This is a genomic window from Pseudomonas sp. LY-1 (genome assembly GCF_053502595.1).
Map to the genome: position 1 here is coordinate 3,743,270 of NZ_CP094353.1, position 18,520 is coordinate 3,761,789.

Consider the following 18,520-nt stretch of genomic DNA (forward strand, 5'->3'; position numbering starts at 1 on the left):
TAGGCGCGGGCTGACCCGCGCCTACGTTGGCTGAGGCGTGTCAGCCAGCGCTGATTGCAGCGTCAACCAGTACCTGCGCCTCTTGCACCAGTTGCTTGAGGTGATCTTCACCGATGAAGCTCTCGGCATAGATCTTGTAGATGTCCTCGGTGCCCGATGGCCGTGCGGCGAACCAGCCGTTTTCGGTCATGACTTTCAAACCGCCGATCGCCTGGTTGTTGCCCGGCGCATGGCTGAGGATCTGCTGGATGCGCTCCCCGGCCAATTCGGTGGACGTCACCTGCTCCGGCGACAGTTTGCCCAGCAACGCCTTCTGCGCCGGGGTGGCCTTGGCGTCGACGCGAATCGCGAACGGTTCGCCCAGAGCGTCGGTCAGGCCACGGTAGATCTGGCTGGGGTCCTGGCCTTTGCGCGAGGTCATTTCTGCCGCGAGCAGCGCCGGGATCAAACCGTCCTTATCGGTGCTCCACACGGTGCCGTCCTTGCGCAGGAACGAAGCGCCGGCGCTTTCCTCACCGCCAAAACCCAGCGAACCGTCGAACAGACCGTCGGCAAACCACTTGAAGCCGACTGGCACTTCGTACAGGCGCCGTCCGATGCGCGCCGCGACGCGATCGATCAAGCCGCTGCTGACCACGGTCTTGCCCACGGCCGCATCGGCGCGCCAGCCGGGACGGTTCTGGAACAGGTAGTCGATGGACACGGCCAGGTAATTGTTCGGCGCCAACAGGCCGCCGGACGGGGTGACGATGCCATGGCGATCGTGGTCCGGGTCGCAGGCGAAGGCCACGTCGAAACGCTCCTTGAGTCCGATCAAGCCCTGCATGGCGTAACTGGACGACGGGTCCATGCGGATCTGGCCATCCCAGTCGACGCTCATGAAGCGGAAGGTCGGATCGACTTCGGTGTTGACCACGTCCAGGTTCAAGCGGTAGTGCTCGGCAATCGCCGACCAGTAGCGCACCCCGGCGCCGCCCAGCGGATCGACGCCCAAACGCAGGTCGGCGCTGCGAATGGCGTCCATGTCGATCACATTGATCAGGTCGGCCACGTAGCTGTTGAGGTAGTCATGGCGATGGGTGGTGTCGGCTTTGAGCGCCTGGGCGTGGGTGATGCGTTTGACCCCGGCCAGCCGATTGGCCAGCAGCTCGTTGGCCTTGGCCTCGATCCATTTGGTGACGTGGGTATCGGCCGGACCGCCGTTGGGCGGGTTGTACTTGTAGCCGCCGCTTTGCGGCGGGTTGTGGGACGGCGTGATGACAATGCCGTCGGCCAGGCCGCTGGTGCGACCGCGGTTATAGCAGATGATGGCGTGGGAAATGGCCGGGGTCGGCGTGTATTCATCGCCCTCGGCGAGCATCACATGCACACCGTTGGCCGCCAGGACTTCCAGCGCGCTGGCCCCCGCAGGCGTCGACAATGCATGGGTGTCGAGGCCGACGAACAACGGCCCGTCGATGCCTTGGGCTTCGCGGTACAGGCAGATGGCCTGGCTGATAGCGAGCACATGCCATTCGTTGAAGCTCAGTTCGAACGAGCTGCCCCGGTGCCCGGAAGTCCCGAACGCGACGCGCTGGGTGGAGATCGCTGCATCAGGCTGACCGGTGTAATAGGCCGTAACCAGTCGCGGGATATCTACCAGCAACTGGGCTGGCGCCGGCTTGCCCGCAAAAGGACTGATTGTCATGCATAAACCTCGGAAAGAAGGATTCGGAAAAAATGACAGTTTACTGAGAGTTGGACTGCCGCGCGATGTTATAGATCCCACACCAGCAAGAGATTTTTCACACGCTAGGCGCTCTGCGCCTGCAGCAAGGCCAGCGCCAGCGCATCCAATGCCGCGTCCAGGTTCGGGTGCCCGTTGAACGCATGGCTCAGCCGTAGTTGCTGATGATGCAAGCCACTGAGGCTGAACAATTCCCCCGGGGCAATCACCACCTGTTGCGCCAGCAGGCGCTGGAACACCTGGCGCATGTCCACCGGCGCCGACGCGTGCAGCCAGAAACTCGCCCCGGCCAGCGGCATGCGGTAAGTCACCCGCCCTGTCAGGCGCTGATCCAGGCGCTGGCTCATGGCGTCAGCCTGCTCACGCAGGCGCTGGCGCAATGTCTGCAGGTGCTGGTCCAGCCGCCCACTTTGATACAGGTGGGCAATCGCGCGTTGGCGGATCGACGACAGGCGAAACGAACGCAGCAGGAACTGGCGCTGCAGCTCACTGCTCAGGTGGCGTGACAGTACATAGCCGAACGGTGCTTCCGGACCGAGTACTTTTTCGAACGACGAGAATACGATCAACCGTTCGGGGTTGACCTGGTTGCGCAGCGCCGTGTGGTTCTGCGCAAAACCCAACTCGCCAAAGGTGTCATTCTCCAGCAGCCAGCAGCCATATTCTTCGAGCAACTGAGCCACCCGCAAGCGCTCATAGTTGAGCATGACGTTGCCCGACGGCATGCCCACCACCGACGACAGCAGCACCAAGTGGACGGGTTCATGGCGCAACAGGTGTTCGAGCCGCGCCAGGTCCAGGCGACCGTCGACCTGCCAGGGCAACTCAATGACGCGCACGCCGGCAGCCTGCAGCAGGCGCAGTATTAACCAGTCGCAGGGGGACTCGACCAATACCGCGGCGCCCTTGAGACCCAGTACATCAATGAGTATTTCCAATACACCGCGCAGATCGGCACCGATGTAGACGTCATCGGCCTGCCAGCAGCGGGTCGGCGATGAGGTGTAACGCGCCGCCAACGCCGCGCGCAGCTCCCAGACGCCGCAAGGCTGCGACCAGGGTTGCAACTGGCGTGGGTGGCGGCGCACCAGTTGGCGTTCGAGCATCAGCAATGCGCCGTCCAGCGCTCCCAGCAGCGCCGGTTCATCGCCGCTGAGTACCACCATTCCGGGCCGCCGCGCCGCCGCATACAGGCGCTCCAACAGATCGGCGCCCGCCGCCATCAGCGGATTGGCTGCCACGGGCCAGGCGAAATAACCCGATTTGGCCACCGAATACACCCGCCCTTCCTTTTCCAGCAGGGAGTACGCGTATTGAATCGTCGAGATCGACACATTCAGGCGCGTCGCCAACTGCCGCAAAGAAGGCAGTTTGACGGGCATGTCCAGGCTGACTTCGTTGATCAGGTTGATCATGTAGCGGTACACCGCCTGGTAGGCGAAATCCGCCTGCCGCTCACCTCGCAGGTTCATGACTGTCTACCTGGACGCACACACCGACGCACCCGCCTAGCGCCCGAACAACTGAAACGCCCGCGCCTCGGCGTTGGTCTGCAGGCGTGCGGCCCGGCGCTTGCGCGCATCGGCGCCCTGTTCAACCGCCAACGGGCGCTTGCGGTAAAGGTGCTGGAGCAGAGGCAGCGGCAAGCCGCTGGTGTCGATCGCCCATTGCTGCAGCATGTCGGCAGCCGGCTTGCCCTGGAGCACCTTGTGCAACTCGGGGAGTGCCACCAGCATGCCGGGGTGGCATTGACGCAGGTAACCCTCCAACCGCTCACCATGATGGATGAAGGGCGAGAACAGCAAACAGGTCAACTGGGCCTCCTCCAGGCCAAAGAACTCTTGGGCGTAGGCCGTCGACTGCACACGCCCTTCCCCACCGCAGGCCTCTGCGATCAAATGTTCAGGAATTTGCCGGCGACACAGGTAGTCCATCGCCTGGCGCAGAAAACCCGCCACGCCGTCCTCGTAGGACAGCTCGCGCAGGCACTGGGCCTGCACCCCGCGCAGGTGAGCCATCAGCAGCGGGTTGGGGTAGGCCGGATGACTGAAGTGAAAACCAAACGGATCGGGGACGTAGCCCAGGAAGTCGCTGAGCAGAGGGGTTGAAGCAACGTCGACGTTGTTAAGCAGGTCGGCGATACCAATGTAGGCCAAATGGCGGTGCCCACCCCGGCCGGGGCTCTCATGGGCAACGTATTGCTCGCCATAGAGGTCTTGATAACAGCCGTTGCTCCACTCCTCCATGCGCGCGAACAACCCGGTGAGCGAGGCCGGCTTGCCCGGCGCAGTGCTGACGCCGGCCGCTTGGGCCGCCTTTTTCAACCACGCCAGGTACTGGCTTTGCTTGCGCGGCGAATCACCGCTGACCAGCGCATGCACCCCTCCGTTCCAGGTGGTGACACGCTGGTAGAAATCCCCCAGGGACAGGTAAGTATCGTTACACAACGTCGCGCGAATATCCCCGGAGGTCAGGTGCCCCACCATCAGCATATTGCGCTGGCTGACCTCCCGGCCCGCACCTGAGGCCGGGCGCTGGTGGTTGAACGGCTGCACTACCTGGTTTTCCACCATCAGCAACTCGACCCGCGGGTCGTCGTGGAAAAACAGTGTGCTGTAGCCACGCTGCAGGCTATCCAGCGTGGCCTGGGTCATGCCGGCATGTCGGAGCGTCGCCACACGCAAGTTGAAAGTCCTGGGCGCGCGGCCCGCGATAGTCAGTTGCGCCGCACGCAGCAGTGCCAGGGTATAGCTGCTGACTTCGCCGCCCTCATGGGCAACCAACACTTTGTAATCGCCCACTTGTTCCATGCCGCCGGCAGCCACGACAATTCGCTGAATCAATAATTGAAGTGCGGTACGTTCGGCGCGCGTGAAGTGCCCGACCAAACGTTGCAGAACTTGCTGATAAACATAGTTCATGGCTTGTTCGTGAATTGCGCTCATAGTTCTACTACCTGAGTTGAAATATCAGTTCCAAGTAACTGCCGAGGTTATTTGCTCGACCCATTAGATGCGTAGGAATGTCGTCACACCGCGTGGCGTAACGATAAATAAACCTTAGCACGCCGTAACAATTCGACAGGGAATGCCAATTGTGTGCCCTTCGCGCCGCCTCTCCTTGAGACCCTTGCGCCAGGGCGTCCTGACTACCCTAGGACCGTTCCGACAATGCCCTACACCGGCTTAAGCAGGAAACTAAGGATGCATCCGACATAAAGAAAAGATCCAGTTTAACCAATCAAACTTCAATAAATTGGAGTTACCTAACCCAACAGCTGCACCCTGTCTCGCAGGCAAGCATCGCGATAATTTAATTTCATATGTATCAGGCCGGAACGTCAGACATTCAATCATTGCTCAATCCTTGAGATGAGAGTGAAGTCACGATTATCGGCACTGGCATAATGATTAACAGATACAGAACGCCGCAAGAAACCAGTTCAGATGGCAATTGGGCAAGCCGTTGATTACGCGCACACACAGATGCCGCGCTGGAATACAGCGCGGCATCGGGGGGAAAGCTCGTGTTTTGCGGGGCCTGGCGCCCTGACGGCGGCTTAAACGCCGCGAGGGTTAAGCCCTGACAAATGGCGCATTTGCCCCATCCGTTCAGACGCCGGAGTATTCATTTGCGAATACTCCTACAGCTCAAACAGCTTCAACCTGCAATGCGACGCGCTCACGGCACGGGCATTCGTCCATGTAGCGGTGCGCTTCGACGAACTGGCTGAATGGAAACACGGTGGTTTTCAGCGGGACCAGCACGCGGTCGGCGGTCATCTGGTTGATGTCGCGCAACGCGCGCTGCAATGCCACTTGGTCCTGGATGATGCCCAGCTCCGGTTTGCCGGTGAAGTTGCCGATGCAATGCACAAAGAACTGAATATTCTTCTGGAACGCCGCACAGGCCGGGAATGGCGTCTGGTTGCCACCTTGCAGGCCATACAGCACCAAGCTGCCACGCGGCGCCAAGACATCACCGAGTAACGACATCTGCGGGCCGCCCAAGCCATCGAACACCACGTCAACGCCGCGATTATCAGTGAACTTGTTGATTTGCATGAGCAGGTCCTGCTCTTCGGTGACGATGACCTTTTCCGCCCCGAGGGACAGCAGGTACTCGCGCTCCGCGCTGTCCTTGGTCGCGGCAATCACACGCACACCCAAGGCCTTGCCCAGTTGCACAAAGGACGGGCCGGCGCAGTGGCTGGCGTCGGTCACCAAGGCAAACTGGCCGGGTTTGACCCGCGCCAAGTCCACATATGCAAAATATGCAATCAACAGCGGCGTGTAATGCACGCTGGCTTCGATCGGGCTCAAGACATCCGGATAACGGGTCAACGCCGAACGGGGCAGGACGATTTGTTCGCCATACACCGGGTAATCATTGGGGCTCTCGGCGGGAAAACTGGCGACTTTATCGCCCACGGCCAAGTCATCCACGCCGTCGCCCAGGGCTACGACCACCCCGGCCATCTCGTGGCCAAGGCCGGACGGCAAACGTGCGTGGGAAGACGCCAGGTTCTGGCGCCACAAAATGTCATACCAACTGATGCCAATTGCCTCGACACGTACCTGCACTTCGCCCGGTGCAGGCTGCGCGGCTGCATGCTCTTCGCACTTGAGCACCTCAGCCGGACCAAACTTGTGAAAACGGATCGTGCGGGACATCGCAAACCTCGTCAAAGTAACCTCTATTGCCCTGAACTCTATCTGGGCTTTCCGGGTAAGACCACCGGTCGCCGTTAATAGTCGACATGTCTGTCATTGATTCCGCGACTGAGGAATAGACCTCAACTATCGTAGGAAAACTCAATTAGCCGGTGCAGAGTACCAGCCTTTCCCCGTAAGATTCATGCCGGTCATGCTCCGAGCATGGAGATCATAGGGATCATGTATGGCCGCTCTCGTCAAGTTTACAGACTCATCCAGGACACAAGATGAACCGTAACGACCTGCGTCGTGTCGACCTTAACCTCTTGATCGTATTTGAAACCTTGATGCATGAGCGCAGTGTGACCCGTGCCGCCGAGAAATTGTTCCTCGGCCAGCCGGCCATCAGCGCGGCGTTGTCGCGCCTGCGCGGTCTTTTCGATGACCCGCTGTTTGTGCGTACCGGGCGCAGCATGGAGCCGTCAGCCCGCGCCGTGGAAATTTTCGCCCTGCTGTCCCCGGCCCTGGACTCGATTTCCACCGCCGTCAGCCGCGCCGCAGAATTCGACCCGGCCACCAGCACCGCCGTGTTCCGCATCGGCCTGTCGGACGACGTCGAGTTCGCCCTGCTCCCCCAACTGCTCAAACGCCTGCGCGCCGAAGCCCCCGGCATCGTGCTCGTCGTGCGCCGTGTCAATTACATCCTGATGCCCGGTCTGCTCGCCTCCGGCGAAATCTCCATCGGCGTCAGCTACACCGCCGAGCTACCGGCCAACGCCAAGCGCAAGGTACTGCGCCGCAGCCTGCCGAAACTGCTACGCGCCGACAGCGTGCCCGGCGCCCTCAGCCTGGACGACTTCTGCGCCCGCCCTCATGCGCTGGTGTCATTTGCCGGGGATTTGAGTGGGTTTATCGACGAAGAACTCGAAAAGCTCGACCGCAAACGCCATGTGGTGTTGGCCGTGCCGCAATTCAACGGCCTGGGCACCCTGCTTGCCGGGACCGACATCGTCGCCATCGTGCCGGACTACGCCGCCGAGGCCCTGACCGCGGCGGGCGGCTTGCGAGCCGAGGATCCGCCACTGCCGGTGCGCTCGTTCGAGTTGCACATGGCATGGCGGGGCTCGCAGGACAATGATCCGGGTGAGCGTTGGTTGCGATCGCGGATTCAGATGTTTTTTGGCGATCCTGAGAGTCTTTAGGCGTCGTCTGGCAGGCGGTTCAGTTGATCATTTTTGCTTTTCCACAAACCATGGAGCTCCATCCACTTCCAGTGGATTGCTACGCCTCGGCGACCCTGGGCCTCGGACCGACTGATCCCGGCGCTCGCCGCGCATCTCAAGACCCGCCCGGAAGTGGATATCGAATTGCAGGCCAACGACCGTGTGGTGGACTTGGTGGAAGACGGCTTCGATATGGTGTCCGCTACGGCGACCTGCCCAGCAGTGGCTTGGTGGGCTGCCTGCGCCCCACTGCGGCGTACCTGTGAAGCCAACGGCACGCCACGGATTCCAACGGGTCTGCAGTGCAATGCCATCGATTAGATGACATCCATGAAGCTACTCTCTGACCTGGGAGAAAGTAACCACTGGACCATATTCCTGATCAGACACTATCGCTTGCACACAAAATTTCTTTTCTGGAAATTTACTCAGTAACACCATCCTCCACGACTGAGCAACAATCCTGCACAGCTGCTCATAAACAGCATCATCCACCCTATCTCTGCGACCTTCAAAAACATCAAACAGATGCAGATGATTCAAATTAATGGGTTTAGGTTCGGTGCTCATCCCCTGCTCTGCTGAGCATCAAGAGGGATTTCGAGGATGAAGGTTGCGCCCTGTCCCGCTCCGTCGCTGTGCACGGTCAAGCTGCCACCCATTTCCTGCGCGGCGAGCGCGCAGCTGTGCAGGCCGAAACCGTGTCCCTCTTTGCGCGTCGTGAAGCCATGGAAAAAGATACGCGTCAGGTGCTCGGGCGTAATCCCGCTGCCGTTGTCAGTTACCGTGATACGCAGTACTGGCCCGTCCGCGAGGGCGGCGTTGAACATTATGCACGGGCTGCGATCGACCACGCCGTCCAACGCCTGATTGGCGTTTCTGATCAGGTTCATCAGAATCAGCAGCACTCGGTGACGGTCCAGCGACAGCAGGGGCAAGTCGGCAATGTCCTTGACCACTATCACCTCCTGGCGCACCCGTGCCCCGGCACTCATGCGCAAGGCATCATCAATCAGCTCTGAGACCGGTATTGTCTCGACGACACTGACGGCAACGGCATAGGACTGCTGGGCCGCAACAATGGTTTTGATGTGGTCAATGCCCTTGGTGAGTTGCCCGAGCTCTTCGATGATGCCCTGTTGCTCTGCCGTCACCACCTCCGCCAGCTTGAGCAGGTAGTCGGGCAGCATCTTCCCTTTGTTGTCGCGGGTAAGGAATTCGCTCAGGTCATTGATATGCTCGTTCAGCATCTGAGCCACCTTGCCCAGGCCCTGGGCCTTGGAAGTGCGCATCTGACTGCTGACCAGTTCTGCCGATACATTCACGCTGTTGAGGATATTACCGACGTTGTGCAGCACCGTCGTGGCGATTTCGGCCATGCCCGCCTGACGGGATTTTGCATTCAGTTCGGCTTGCACCTGGCTCATGCGTAGGGCCGCGCGTACGCGAGCCTTGAGCTCCAGCGGCGAGAAGGGTTTGGCAATATAGTCATCGGCGCCACTCTCCAGCCCGGAGACGCAGGCCTCGCTGCCGCCGCGGGCGGTCAACAGGATGACGGGGATATGGGCGAAACCCGCGCTGGCTTTGATTCTGGCGGTCAGGCCAAAGCCGTCGAGCTCCGGCATCATCACATCAGAGAGAACGACATCGATTGCTCGACGCTGCAGTGTTGCCCAGGCCTGTTCTCCATCAGCTGCGGTGACGACGATGTAGTCGTCGCGCAAAAGCTCACTGAGGTAGCTAAGCATTTCCGGGCTGTCATCTACCACCAGCACCCTGGACTGCAAGGCGTGCTCCGGGGTGCCCTCTCCAGTCGAGGCTTGGTCGTTGCTACTGCCATGGCGACCGTCGTCGAAAAGCAGGTGGCGCTGCTCGGCTGTGATGATCGTGGTGGGTGACGATTGCTCATGTATATCGCTGACTTCGGTCGGCACTGTGTTTTGCTCAGCCCCCCGCGCAAATCGAACAAAGAAGCACGCCCCCCGTCCAGGCTCACTGTTGACGCCGACTTCGCCCCCCATCAGTTCGACCAGATCCTTGACCAGCGCGAGACCGATGCCTGTGCCGCTGTATTGGCGCGTGGCGGAGTTATCGATCTGGGAAAAACGCTGGAACAACAGCGGCAGTTTGTCAGCCGCAATGCCAATGCCCGAGTCTTGCACCGACAGCTCAAATCGCTCGTCATCGAGCGCAGTGACGGCCAGATGCACGGTACCGCCAGCGGGGGTGAACTTGATGGCGTTACTCACCAGGTTGAGCAGAATCTTCTCGAAGTGCCGGGGGTCCAGGAACACCGTGCCAAGGGCGGGATCGATGCTGCAGGTCAAGGTGCAACCTTTGCCCTTGGCCACCATGGCCGCATCCTCGGCCAGCACACCCACCGCCTGGTTCAAATCAATCGGCGCCGGGCACAACTCAAACTTGCCGGCTTCAGCCTTGGAAAAATCGAGGATGTCGTTCACCCGGTTCATCAAGCGCAGCGCGTTGCGTTGGGCGCGCTCGATCTGCACGCGCCAGTCTGCCGGCGGGGTAGTCGCCGCCGAGAGCTGCTCCAGCGGGGCCAGAATGAGCGTCAGAGGGGTGCGCAATTCGTGGCTGACCGTGGCCACGAAATCGCTCTTGGCCTGGTTAGCCGTATCGGCCTGGTTGCGCGCCTGAATGAGCTCGACGGCCTGCGCCTCCAGCACCTCAGTCTGCCGGTGCAGCGTGTCGGTTCGTTCGGCGACCATTCTCTCCAACGAGGCCTGGACCTGCTGTCGTTCGGCGTCGGCTTCGGCCTCCAGCACCCGGATGCGCAACGCATTTTCTTGGAACACCCGCACGGCCCGCGTCATGATCCCAATCTCATCGCCGCGTCCAACGCTGGCGATCTCGGCGGTCAGGTCACCGGCAGCAAGCCGGCGCATGACCGAGGCCAGGGCGACGATGGGCTGCGCGACAAACCGCGAGGTGCTCCAGGCGATGGCACCGGCCAGCAGGATGGCGACGGTGCCCGCGATGATTGCCGCAAGCATGCCGCGATCCTTGTGGGCCAAGGCGTCTGAGCGCGCCTCGCCAGCGAAGCGCGCAACCAACAGGCCCGCGCTCCGGGCCTCGTTGCGAACTTGGTCACGCGCGTCGCTCAAGGCGTTGCTCGCCTGATGGAACCTGGCGAATGCGGCCCGGTAGCCAGCAATCTGATCGCTGACCGTCAGGGGTGTAGCGTTGGTCTGCGGCCCCACAGACGAAGGGAGAACGCGAGAGAGACGGGAGAGCTCATCCAGGATGGCGCCGACAGAGTCGGCGACCTCGGCCGACGGTGACAGGCGAAACGACAACGTCTGCGCTTCCAGGGTGGCCACCCGCTCGGCGAAACGCTTGGACAATGCAGCTGCATTTTGCAGTAAACCGGTGGCTGCCTGAATGTCGCTGGCGTCACGGGCAACGTGCTCGTCCACCTCACCCAACATTGCTTCGAGGCGCTCGGCCACATCCCCAACCGCGCCGAGATCACGCAAAGCCTCGCCTCCCAGGAGCTTGGGCGCCTTGCCAAGCTGCTCGACCGCCAGGCTGGCAGCAGTGATCGCCGTCGCCAACTGCCCAAGGGCCTCCACCTCCTGTGGCGCCTCCATCAACTCGCGCAATTGCTCGACCACGGGCGGCAGTGCCGCGCAGGCGTTCCTCGCCGCAGTGGCGGCCGCCCCATCACCGGTCACCAGCACCTTGGCCACATTGGCGGTGATGATCCGCTCGCCGTTGCGCAGGATATCCAGGATGCGATGGGCGCTCTCAATATTGCTCACCTGCGCCTTGTGGTCAGCGGCGCGGGAATCAAGCCCCTTCAGCCCATCGGCGATGCCCTGTTCGACGAGGATCGTCGCCTCTCGCATTCGGCTGTAGTGGGCTGTCATGCTCTCCGTTTCGCCATCCATGGTCAGGGTCGCCGCCCGTAAAGCGGCGATCGCCGCAGAGAGTCTTTCCAGACTGCCCTTGAGCGATTGCGCCTCTACCACCGGAATGTCGTCAAGGCCGGCGATAGCCGTCGCCACCATGCCTTCTGCCTGGGACAAGCTTTCCTGGTCGCGGGTGGCAATGAAGTTTTCCACCCGCCCGGTGGCCCCGTTGACCGAGGCCAGGATCTCTGCGGAATGACTGGCGGAATCCACCGCACGTACCATGCCTCGCAGGCCGTAGAGGTTCACCAGCGATACCGCCAGCATCAAGAACACCAGTGCGGCAACCGCCAGGCCGATCCTGACGGCAATGGGCCTGGCCGTGGCTGATTTGAATGTCAACATGGGGCCTCGCCTCCTAGCCCGCCGCTACTGTTTCTTGACCTCCGGCAAAAGCCCCGGCGCCGCCGTATTGTTGATGGCCGCGTCGATCATCGCCGCAACGGAAGCCTGGCTGTAGAAAGGATTGGCGGCGCCGCCCACCGGCATAGTGGCGAGCCAGGTGTCCAGGTCTTTCGCATCGATACGCACCAGCGGCACCTCGACGAACTTCGGCACCGGCTTGCCCGCCAGGATCTGCTGGGCCACCCAGAACCCCACTTGGGAGACACTCGGCGAGGCAGAGACAGAGACGGTCTCGTAGCCATTGGCATCGCGCTCCTGTTTCCACAAGGCGAGTTCGTCCTGGCGGTTCCCCATCACGATGATCGGCAAAGGGCGTCCTGCCGCCTTGAACGCCATGGCCGCCCCGTAACCATCGCCCCCCTGAGTCGCCACGGCATCAATCTTGGGCAACGACAGCAGCGCCAGCGCCACCTCCTTGCGGGCGACGGAAGCCGTCCAGTTCCCGTACACGGTCTTGGCGAATTTCAGTCCCGGATAGTCGCTGGCGGCCTTGCGAATGCCGTCGCTGATGTTTTTATCGGTGGCATCGCCGGCAATGCCGCGGATCTCCAGCAACGTTCCGTTGCCCTTAAGACGCTCGGCGATGTAATCCATTTCCACACGGCCCATGGCGGACCAGTCGTAATCCACGGTATAGACGCAACGTTCGGTGACCAGGCTGGCCATGACGACCACCACAATGCCGGCGTTGCAGGCGTCGCGGATCACCCCGTTGAGGGCCGTGTCGGAAGCGGCCAGGATGACAATGGCATTGACGCCCTTGACGATCATGTCCTGGATATGGGCCGCCTGTTCCGATGCCGAGTTATTGGCACTGACCACCGGGGCCTCCCGGATCAAGCCATCCTTTTGCGCTTGGAGCGCAATTTCCTGCCAGTTGCGCACCATCACCTTGCGAAAATCGCTGCCCGCGTAGGAATTGCTGAAGGCAATGCTATAGCCTGCGGTCGGGCCGCCAGCGCTGCCATCGTCAGCCGCTTGGGCTGGATTGGCGGCAACTATCGCCAGCCCCGCCACGCAGCCGGCGAAGCGCCACAAGAGTGTGTGGATTGGTTTAGCGTTCATGCTGTTCTCCGACGTGCCAGGGATTGACCAGCAGTAATCCACCCGCACCTGCCGGCAGCCTGGATCGACGGCTCGATCTGGTTGGAGCAGTTGGCCCGCAGATAGGAGATCTTCGACACTGTGAAGTTTGACGCAGGCATTGAACGTTTCCCTGTATGGCGCGTGCGGGGTTGTTCCATATTGCCTTTTAAAAAAACCTGAAGCCCACCCACCTAGTGTCTTGCCGGCATCGGACTGCTGGCCAACGACACTGGCTTTGATGGGGTTAGTGCCCTTGGCCAGTTGCCCAAGTTCTTCGGTTGTGTCGCCCTACGAAGGGCCGATGGACACGCGTTACCAGGCTACTCATTCGGTCGTTCCAATAGCAGGACCAGGCATGAAGAAGCAGACACATACAGATTCCTCTCCTTGGCGGCCGGCAATTGGACCCCCTGCATTGGCAATGATCATAGTATCAAAGTGCCCGCTTCGCGCGGGGTCTTGGAGGATTTCAGCCAATTGAGCGACTGAATCGCCCCGGATTCTCTAGACACCTTGCAAGCGCGCGCCAGCCTTGATTGCCAGGTCGAGCATGCTCAACCCATCATTGACCATTCGACGCTCACGAATGCCCGTGCGCGATTCTATCCATTCGGGCGTGGTATCCAGGCCGCTGGAAATTTGCTGATTGTCAATTATCTGAGGCGCGTGGTGTCACGTGCGGCCCTAGTTCGCTTCCTGACGCGGGGCACGGCCCAGCGACCAACCAAAATTCATGCCCGCCGCCGCCAGCAGGATCGCGCTCGCGCCAAGCACTTGCAGGGTGCTGAGCGGATGGGCGAAGGCAACCCAGTCGACCAGGATGGCGACGATCGGGTAGATGAACGACAGTGCGCCAACCAGCGCCGTGGGGATTTTCTGGATGGCGCTGTACAGCAGGGTCGACATGAGCCCGGTATGGACCACGCCGATAATGATCAGATATGTCCAGGCGCCCTCGACCGTATCGACCCTGCTGAAATCCACGAACGGGGCCAGGACCACCACGCCTACCACCATCTGGATCAGCACGATCAGGTGCGCGGGCAAGTCCTTGAGGCGCTTGGTGATCGCCGCCGCCACGGCGTAGAAAAAGGCCGAAGCCAGGGCCAGGCAGACGCCGAGCACGTAGTCGGCGCCGGTGGCCTGCCCACTGCCCTTGGCGGACACGATCAGCATCAGCCCGGCGAAGGCCAACAGCAGCCAGCCAACCTTGGCGGCGCTGAGGCGTTCAGCGAAAAACAGCACACCCAGACCGACCAGCATGAACGGCTGAACGTGGTAGACCACCGTGGCAATGGCGATAGAGGAATGTTTGTAGGCACTGAACAGCAGCACCCAGTTCAAAATCAGCGCCACCCCGCCCAGGCATACCAGAATGAACTGCCGGGCGCTGATCAGGGACCGACGCAGCACCCCAAGCACCAGGCACGTGACCAGCATCGCCAGGGCACCGAACAAACAACGCCAGAACACCACAGCCTCCGGGCTCTGCCCCGACATGATGACGAACCAGCCCACCGTGCCGGAGATGACCATGGCCGAAATCATTTCGAGCGTCCCACGGGATTGCGACTTCATCACTCACTGCTTCCTTGCTGTCGACATTGCCGTAACCTAAGCCGCCATTCGCGGACGCTGCCTCGGCAAAATAAACTTTATAATGAACTATTAACCATTATAATGAACACGGCGCCAAAGCGCGTCAACCCAGTTAAGGATGATTTATAAAACGAATGACCAACATAACGAACAACCTGCCGAGAAATAACCCGAGCCGAATCGACCTGCTGGCGCTTTCAATCAAACGCGAACGCTTGGCCGCAGGACTTTCCTTGACCGAGTTGGCGAAGCGCGCCGGGGTGGCGAAGTCGACCTTGTCTCAATTGGAGTCAGGAATCGGTAACCCCAGCATCGAAACCTTGTGGTCGCTGGCGATGGCAATGGGTTTGCAAGTCACCCGGTTCTTCGAGCACCCCCAACAGCCGTTGCGGGTGATTCGTGCCAACGAGGGCATGACCGCCTATGCCGAGACTGCCAATTACGCAGCGACACTGCTTGCCGATTGCCAGGCGGGAGTACAGCGCGACATCTACCGGCTCAAGGTGCAGCCCGGCGAAGTTCGGCTGTCTCAGCCTCACCCACCGGGAACCGTAGAGCACGTAGTGCTGTGCAGCGGCAGCGCCCATATTGGCCCGGCGACTGGGCCTGTATTGCTGAATGCCGGCGACTACATCAGCTACCTGGCGAATGTGCCTCACGTGTTCGAAGCACTTGAGGCGGACACTACTGCAGTGATGGTGATAGAGCATTCCTGAGGTAGGCGCCATGGACACGCCAAAGGATGAATCGCCCTGAATTTTCTGGACGCCCTGACAGCGACTCACGATACCCCTGACTCCAATGGGGAGTTAACAATAACCATTAGAACCCTGATGGAATTCTTCCAGCTCCCGCCATTTTCGTTCGCTCGTGTATCACGAGCGACCTAGGGGCAAGATTGGGGGCATATTTGAAATTTTTCTGCCTGCCCCGCCCATCTCTCGCACGCCGTTGGTACACATCTGCGTTGCCCGCAAAAAGTTGACGTAGTAAGTCTTTTTCGGAGCTTCCGTAACAGCGATCGCTCACCATTGTTGCGAAAACGGTAACTAGGCATTCCAGAAAGCGCGATGGTGCCACTGAAAAGCACATGCTAAGTTTCGCGCCGCGTAACAATTTGAAATATTTTCTATGGCCTGAGTGCGTCTAGCTCGACCATCAGACACTCTTAGCTCAACTTTCCCGGCACTGCCATGCGCCAACTTGCACGGCAGTTGAAAGGCGCCCATGAATCGAAATGAACTGCGAAAATCCGACATCAACCTGATGGTCATTTTCGAAGCGCTCATGCAGGAACAAAACGTCACCCGCGTCGCCGAAAAAATGTATTTAGGCCAGCCAACCGTCAGCACAGCACTGGGACGGCTGCGAACGCTGTTCAATGACCCCCTGTTTGTTCGAGTAGGCCACCGCATGGAGCCCACTCGCCGCGCCGAAGAAATCATCCGGCATCTGTCGCCAGCGCTTGATGCCATGGCCACGGCGCTCAGCCTCGCACACCAGTTCGATCCGCTGGAAAGCTGCCTGACCTTCAAGATCGGCCTTTCCGACGACGTCGAATTCGCCCTGCTGCCGCCCTTTCTGGCGGCGCTGCGCGATGAAGCCCCCAACGTGGTCGTGATCATCCAGCATGCCGACTATTGGCGCATTCCCGACCTATTGGCGTCTGGCGACATCACCGTCGGCATCACCGAGACCCGTGAACTGCCCGCGAATGCCAAGCGCAAACTGCTCAGACGCGTCGAACCACGCATCCTGCGCGCCGATAACGCTGACGCACCTTTGACCCTGGACGAGTTCTGTACCCGCCCCCATGTTCAAGTCTCTTACACGGCCAATATCCACGGTATCGTCGATGAATGCCTGGCTAAAATCGGCCGCGACCGCAAGGTGGTACTGTCGATTCCGCAGTTCAGCTCGCTGCCGGCGGCCCTCAACGCGACCAATCTGCTGGCGAGCTGCCCCGACTACGCGGCGAAGGCGTTGCTGGGGTGGGGCAATTTGCGCGACGAACCCTGCCCGTTCGAGGTGCCGGCACAGGAGTTGTCCATGGTCTGGCTGAGCCTGACTGACAACGACCCGGCCGAGCGCTGGTTGCGCACCCGGCTAGAGCAGCACATGGGCAACCTGGCCGCCACTGCTGCTTAGCCGGCAATTCAAGGTGCGCTGCCCAGCGTGTTGAAGTCACGCAATTTGGCCGGCTGGCGCGGATCACCAATCAGTAGCTGACCTCGCTGATAGGCCGGGTTGACGATGCTTTTCCACGGCTCGAACGTGTCGAAGCGCAGCCCTGCCAGATCCGCCCACGTGTGGATGAAGTGCGACGTGGTCCACTCGCGATGTAATGCATCGCGCAGATCGAGTGGGTTGTCCTCTTTCCAGCTCGGCGAGCGCCATACCAGGAAAGGCACGGTGTACATTGGCCGTGTCGGCGCCTCTTCATTGCGCCCCAGCATGTGCGGGGCCACCGGGTCGTACACCGACTCACCATGATCTGACAGATACACCAGGAAGCCATGCGGGTTGGAGCGCTTGAAGCGATCAATCAACGAGCTGACCACGTAATCGTTGTAGAACACGGCATTGTCATAGTCGTTGTATTTGCGCAGCGTCTTGTCCGTGATATAGCGCGGTACCTCGGCGCTGTCCTGGAACCGCGCGTAGCCGCTGGGAAACCGGTAGCGGTAGTTCATGTGGGTGCCCAGCAGATGCACGACGATCAGCTTTCGCGGCGCCTTGTCCTTGAGAACCTGGCTAAACGGCTCCAGCACGTCTTCGTCGTATTGGCTGGTGGAATTCTGATTCCGGTTGTTGTTCAGGTAGACCTGCTCGTCCGCCTGCTTGGAAAAGGTGGTGAGCATGGTATTGCGCTGGGTCATGGTCTGCTGATTGGTGATCCAGAACGTTTTGTAACCAACCTGCTTCATCATGCTGATCAACGAAGGTGTCGTCAGGTACAGGTCCGGGTGCTCCTGGTCGGCAAAAGTCAACACCTGCTGCAGCACTTCGATGGTATACGGCCGCGGCGCCACTACCTGATCAAACACGTCGAGTTCGGGCCGCAAGGCATCCAGCTGTGGTGTGGTCTGGCGAGTGTAGCCGTACAGACTCATGCGCTGGCGATCAGTCGACTCGCCGATAACCAACACCATTGTCGCTGGCTGCCCGGCATGGGCATCCACTTGATGCTGCAAGGGCGCAATGGCTTTCCAGCCCTCGAACATATTCGCCATATCGGCCAATTGCTGACGGTACTGCGTGTAGCCAATGACCATCTGCCAAGGCGATGCCGACTGTAGATTCTGCTGAAACTTACCGATGCGCATGTCCAGGTCGCCACGCTTGCGGTACTCATGGAGGGCTGAGTAGCCCACCGATGCAAAGGCAATCAGCAGGCACAACACCACCTTGGCACGCCCCGAGAACGCAACGGGGCGAACCCTGAACCATAACCCCAGCGCGATGACGGTATAGGCCACCAGCACGGCCAATTTAGACCAGGAGAAATACTGGGAAATATACTCACTGGACTCACTCATGTTGGACTCGAACATGATAAAGATCGCGCTTTGCGAAAACTCCTGGCCATAGATCAGGAAGTAAGCCAGCGCAGTCAGCGAGCACATCCACAACACCAGCCCTATCAACCCGACGATGGGCCGCGTCCAGCGCGGAAACAGCAATGGCGGGATCAGCCACAGCAGGCTTGCCGCGCTGGCTTGCCAGAAGCCGTCAAGGCCGGCGACATCGGCATGGTAGATCAACCATTGCAGGGGGCCGGAAAAATACCAGAAAAACAGGTACATGACGGCCAGCGAGCGGGCACTGGAACGGCGCAGGAGCGGCGTGCCAGAGGCATTCGCAAAGGGCTGGGCGCCGAGATGGGGCATAGAT

General features: G+C 60.4%; 13 protein-coding genes and 2 pseudogenes. 4 read left to right on the forward strand and 11 right to left on the reverse strand.

From position 1 onward, the window contains the following. Positions 1–40: 40 nt before the first annotated feature. The 4 genes from pgm to MOQ67_RS17055 form a co-directional block, all read right to left on the reverse strand. Positions 41–1,687 carry a phosphoglucomutase (alpha-D-glucose-1,6-bisphosphate-dependent) gene (gene pgm / locus MOQ67_RS17040; protein ID WP_104903134.1) on the reverse strand — a complete coding sequence of 549 codons (1,647 nt, stop codon included), beginning with the start codon at positions 1,685–1,687 and terminating at the stop codon, positions 41–43. A gap of 104 nt (positions 1,688–1,791) precedes the next feature. Beyond that, positions 1,792–3,198 (reverse strand): aminotransferase-like domain-containing protein, encoded by a 1,407-nt coding sequence (locus MOQ67_RS17045; RefSeq protein WP_198717912.1) that lies wholly within the window; start codon positions 3,196–3,198, stop codon positions 1,792–1,794. 36 nt (positions 3,199–3,234) lie between these two features. Further along, the gene (locus MOQ67_RS17050) at positions 3,235–4,671 is read right to left on the reverse strand and encodes a hypothetical protein (RefSeq protein WP_198717913.1); all 1,437 of its coding nucleotides are present in this window, start codon (positions 4,669–4,671) and stop codon (positions 3,235–3,237) included. Between the two features lie 705 nt (positions 4,672–5,376). Beyond that, positions 5,377–6,399, reverse strand: a complete 1,023-nt coding sequence (locus tag MOQ67_RS17055) for a zinc-dependent alcohol dehydrogenase family protein (protein ID WP_102617476.1) — start codon at positions 6,397–6,399, stop codon at positions 5,377–5,379. A 269-nt stretch (positions 6,400–6,668) separates the two neighbouring features. Between MOQ67_RS17055 and MOQ67_RS17060 the strand changes: the two genes are divergently transcribed. Together MOQ67_RS17060 and MOQ67_RS17065 are read left to right on the forward strand one after the other, a co-directional pair. Continuing rightward, complete coding sequence (locus MOQ67_RS17060; protein ID WP_017845696.1) at positions 6,669–7,583, forward strand: LysR substrate-binding domain-containing protein; 915 nt, start codon at positions 6,669–6,671, stop codon at positions 7,581–7,583. Positions 7,584–7,616: 33 nt separating this feature from the next. Further along, positions 7,617–7,925 carry a hypothetical protein gene (locus tag MOQ67_RS17065; protein ID WP_198717914.1) on the forward strand — a complete coding sequence of 103 codons (309 nt, stop codon included), beginning with the start codon at positions 7,617–7,619 and terminating at the stop codon, positions 7,923–7,925. Between the two features lie 15 nt (positions 7,926–7,940). Here MOQ67_RS17065 and MOQ67_RS17070 read toward each other — a convergent pair whose 3' ends face one another. The 6 genes and pseudogenes from MOQ67_RS17070 to MOQ67_RS17095 form a co-directional block, all read right to left on the reverse strand. Continuing rightward, complete coding sequence (locus tag MOQ67_RS17070; protein ID WP_232591736.1) at positions 7,941–8,174, reverse strand: hypothetical protein; 234 nt, start codon at positions 8,172–8,174, stop codon at positions 7,941–7,943. Then, positions 8,171–9,031: a sensor histidine kinase gene (locus MOQ67_RS17075; protein WP_372436605.1), complete on the reverse strand. Its 861-nt coding sequence runs from the start codon at positions 9,029–9,031 to the stop codon at positions 8,171–8,173. The genes MOQ67_RS17070 and MOQ67_RS17075 overlap by 4 nt, the downstream gene beginning before the upstream one ends. After that, a pseudogene (locus tag MOQ67_RS17080) lies at positions 9,032–9,538 on the reverse strand (response regulator transcription factor); the annotation flags it as partial. A gap of 36 nt (positions 9,539–9,574) precedes the next feature. After that, positions 9,575–11,881 (reverse strand): annotated as a pseudogene (locus tag MOQ67_RS17085) (ATP-binding protein); the annotation flags it as partial. 24 nt (positions 11,882–11,905) lie between these two features. Further along, on the reverse strand, positions 11,906–13,006 hold the full coding sequence (locus MOQ67_RS17090) for an ABC transporter substrate-binding protein (RefSeq protein ID WP_198717916.1): 1,101 nt from the start codon (positions 13,004–13,006) through the stop codon (positions 11,906–11,908). Between the two features lie 705 nt (positions 13,007–13,711). Then, a complete protein-coding gene (locus MOQ67_RS17095; RefSeq protein WP_198717917.1) occupies positions 13,712–14,605 on the reverse strand; it encodes a DMT family transporter in 894 nt (297 codons plus the stop codon). A 155-nt stretch (positions 14,606–14,760) separates the two neighbouring features. Between MOQ67_RS17095 and MOQ67_RS17100 the strand changes: the two genes are divergently transcribed. Both MOQ67_RS17100 and MOQ67_RS17105 read left to right on the forward strand, forming a co-directional pair. Next, positions 14,761–15,342, forward strand: a complete 582-nt coding sequence (locus MOQ67_RS17100; protein WP_198717556.1) for a helix-turn-helix domain-containing protein — start codon at positions 14,761–14,763, stop codon at positions 15,340–15,342. A gap of 511 nt (positions 15,343–15,853) precedes the next feature. Continuing rightward, positions 15,854–16,774 carry a LysR substrate-binding domain-containing protein gene (locus MOQ67_RS17105; protein WP_017845651.1) on the forward strand — a complete coding sequence of 307 codons (921 nt, stop codon included), beginning with the start codon at positions 15,854–15,856 and terminating at the stop codon, positions 16,772–16,774. A gap of 8 nt (positions 16,775–16,782) precedes the next feature. Here MOQ67_RS17105 and cptA read toward each other — a convergent pair whose 3' ends face one another. Next, positions 16,783–18,516, reverse strand: a complete 1,734-nt coding sequence (cptA, locus tag MOQ67_RS17110; RefSeq protein WP_017845650.1) for a phosphoethanolamine transferase CptA — start codon at positions 18,514–18,516, stop codon at positions 16,783–16,785. Positions 18,517–18,520 lie beyond the last annotated feature (4 nt).

What these genes read in the sequence shown, in the direction of transcription:
- pgm (WP_104903134.1), bottom strand. Translation starts at nt 1,687, where the DNA reads ATGACAATCAGTCCTTTTGCGGGCAAGCCGGCGCCAGCCCAGTTGCTG.
- MOQ67_RS17045 (WP_198717912.1), bottom strand. Translation starts at nt 3,198, where the DNA reads ATGAACCTGCGAGGTGAGCGGCAGGCGGATTTCGCCTACCAGGCGGTG.
- MOQ67_RS17050 (WP_198717913.1), bottom strand. Translation starts at nt 4,671, where the DNA reads ATGAGCGCAATTCACGAACAAGCCATGAACTATGTTTATCAGCAAGTT.
- MOQ67_RS17055 (WP_102617476.1), bottom strand. Translation starts at nt 6,399, where the DNA reads ATGTCCCGCACGATCCGTTTTCACAAGTTTGGTCCGGCTGAGGTGCTC.
- MOQ67_RS17060 (WP_017845696.1), top strand. Translation starts at nt 6,669, where the DNA reads ATGAACCGTAACGACCTGCGTCGTGTCGACCTTAACCTCTTGATCGTA.
- MOQ67_RS17070 (WP_232591736.1), bottom strand. Translation starts at nt 8,174, where the DNA reads ATGAGCACCGAACCTAAACCCATTAATTTGAATCATCTGCATCTGTTT.
- MOQ67_RS17075 (WP_372436605.1), bottom strand. Translation starts at nt 9,031, where the DNA reads ATGAGCCAGGTGCAAGCCGAACTGAATGCAAAATCCCGTCAGGCGGGC.
- MOQ67_RS17090 (WP_198717916.1), bottom strand. Translation starts at nt 13,006, where the DNA reads ATGAACGCTAAACCAATCCACACACTCTTGTGGCGCTTCGCCGGCTGC.
- MOQ67_RS17095 (WP_198717917.1), bottom strand. Translation starts at nt 14,605, where the DNA reads ATGAAGTCGCAATCCCGTGGGACGCTCGAAATGATTTCGGCCATGGTC.
- MOQ67_RS17100 (WP_198717556.1), top strand. Translation starts at nt 14,761, where the DNA reads ATGACCAACATAACGAACAACCTGCCGAGAAATAACCCGAGCCGAATC.
- MOQ67_RS17105 (WP_017845651.1), top strand. Translation starts at nt 15,854, where the DNA reads ATGAATCGAAATGAACTGCGAAAATCCGACATCAACCTGATGGTCATT.
- cptA (WP_017845650.1), bottom strand. Translation starts at nt 18,516, where the DNA reads ATGCCCCATCTCGGCGCCCAGCCCTTTGCGAATGCCTCTGGCACGCCG.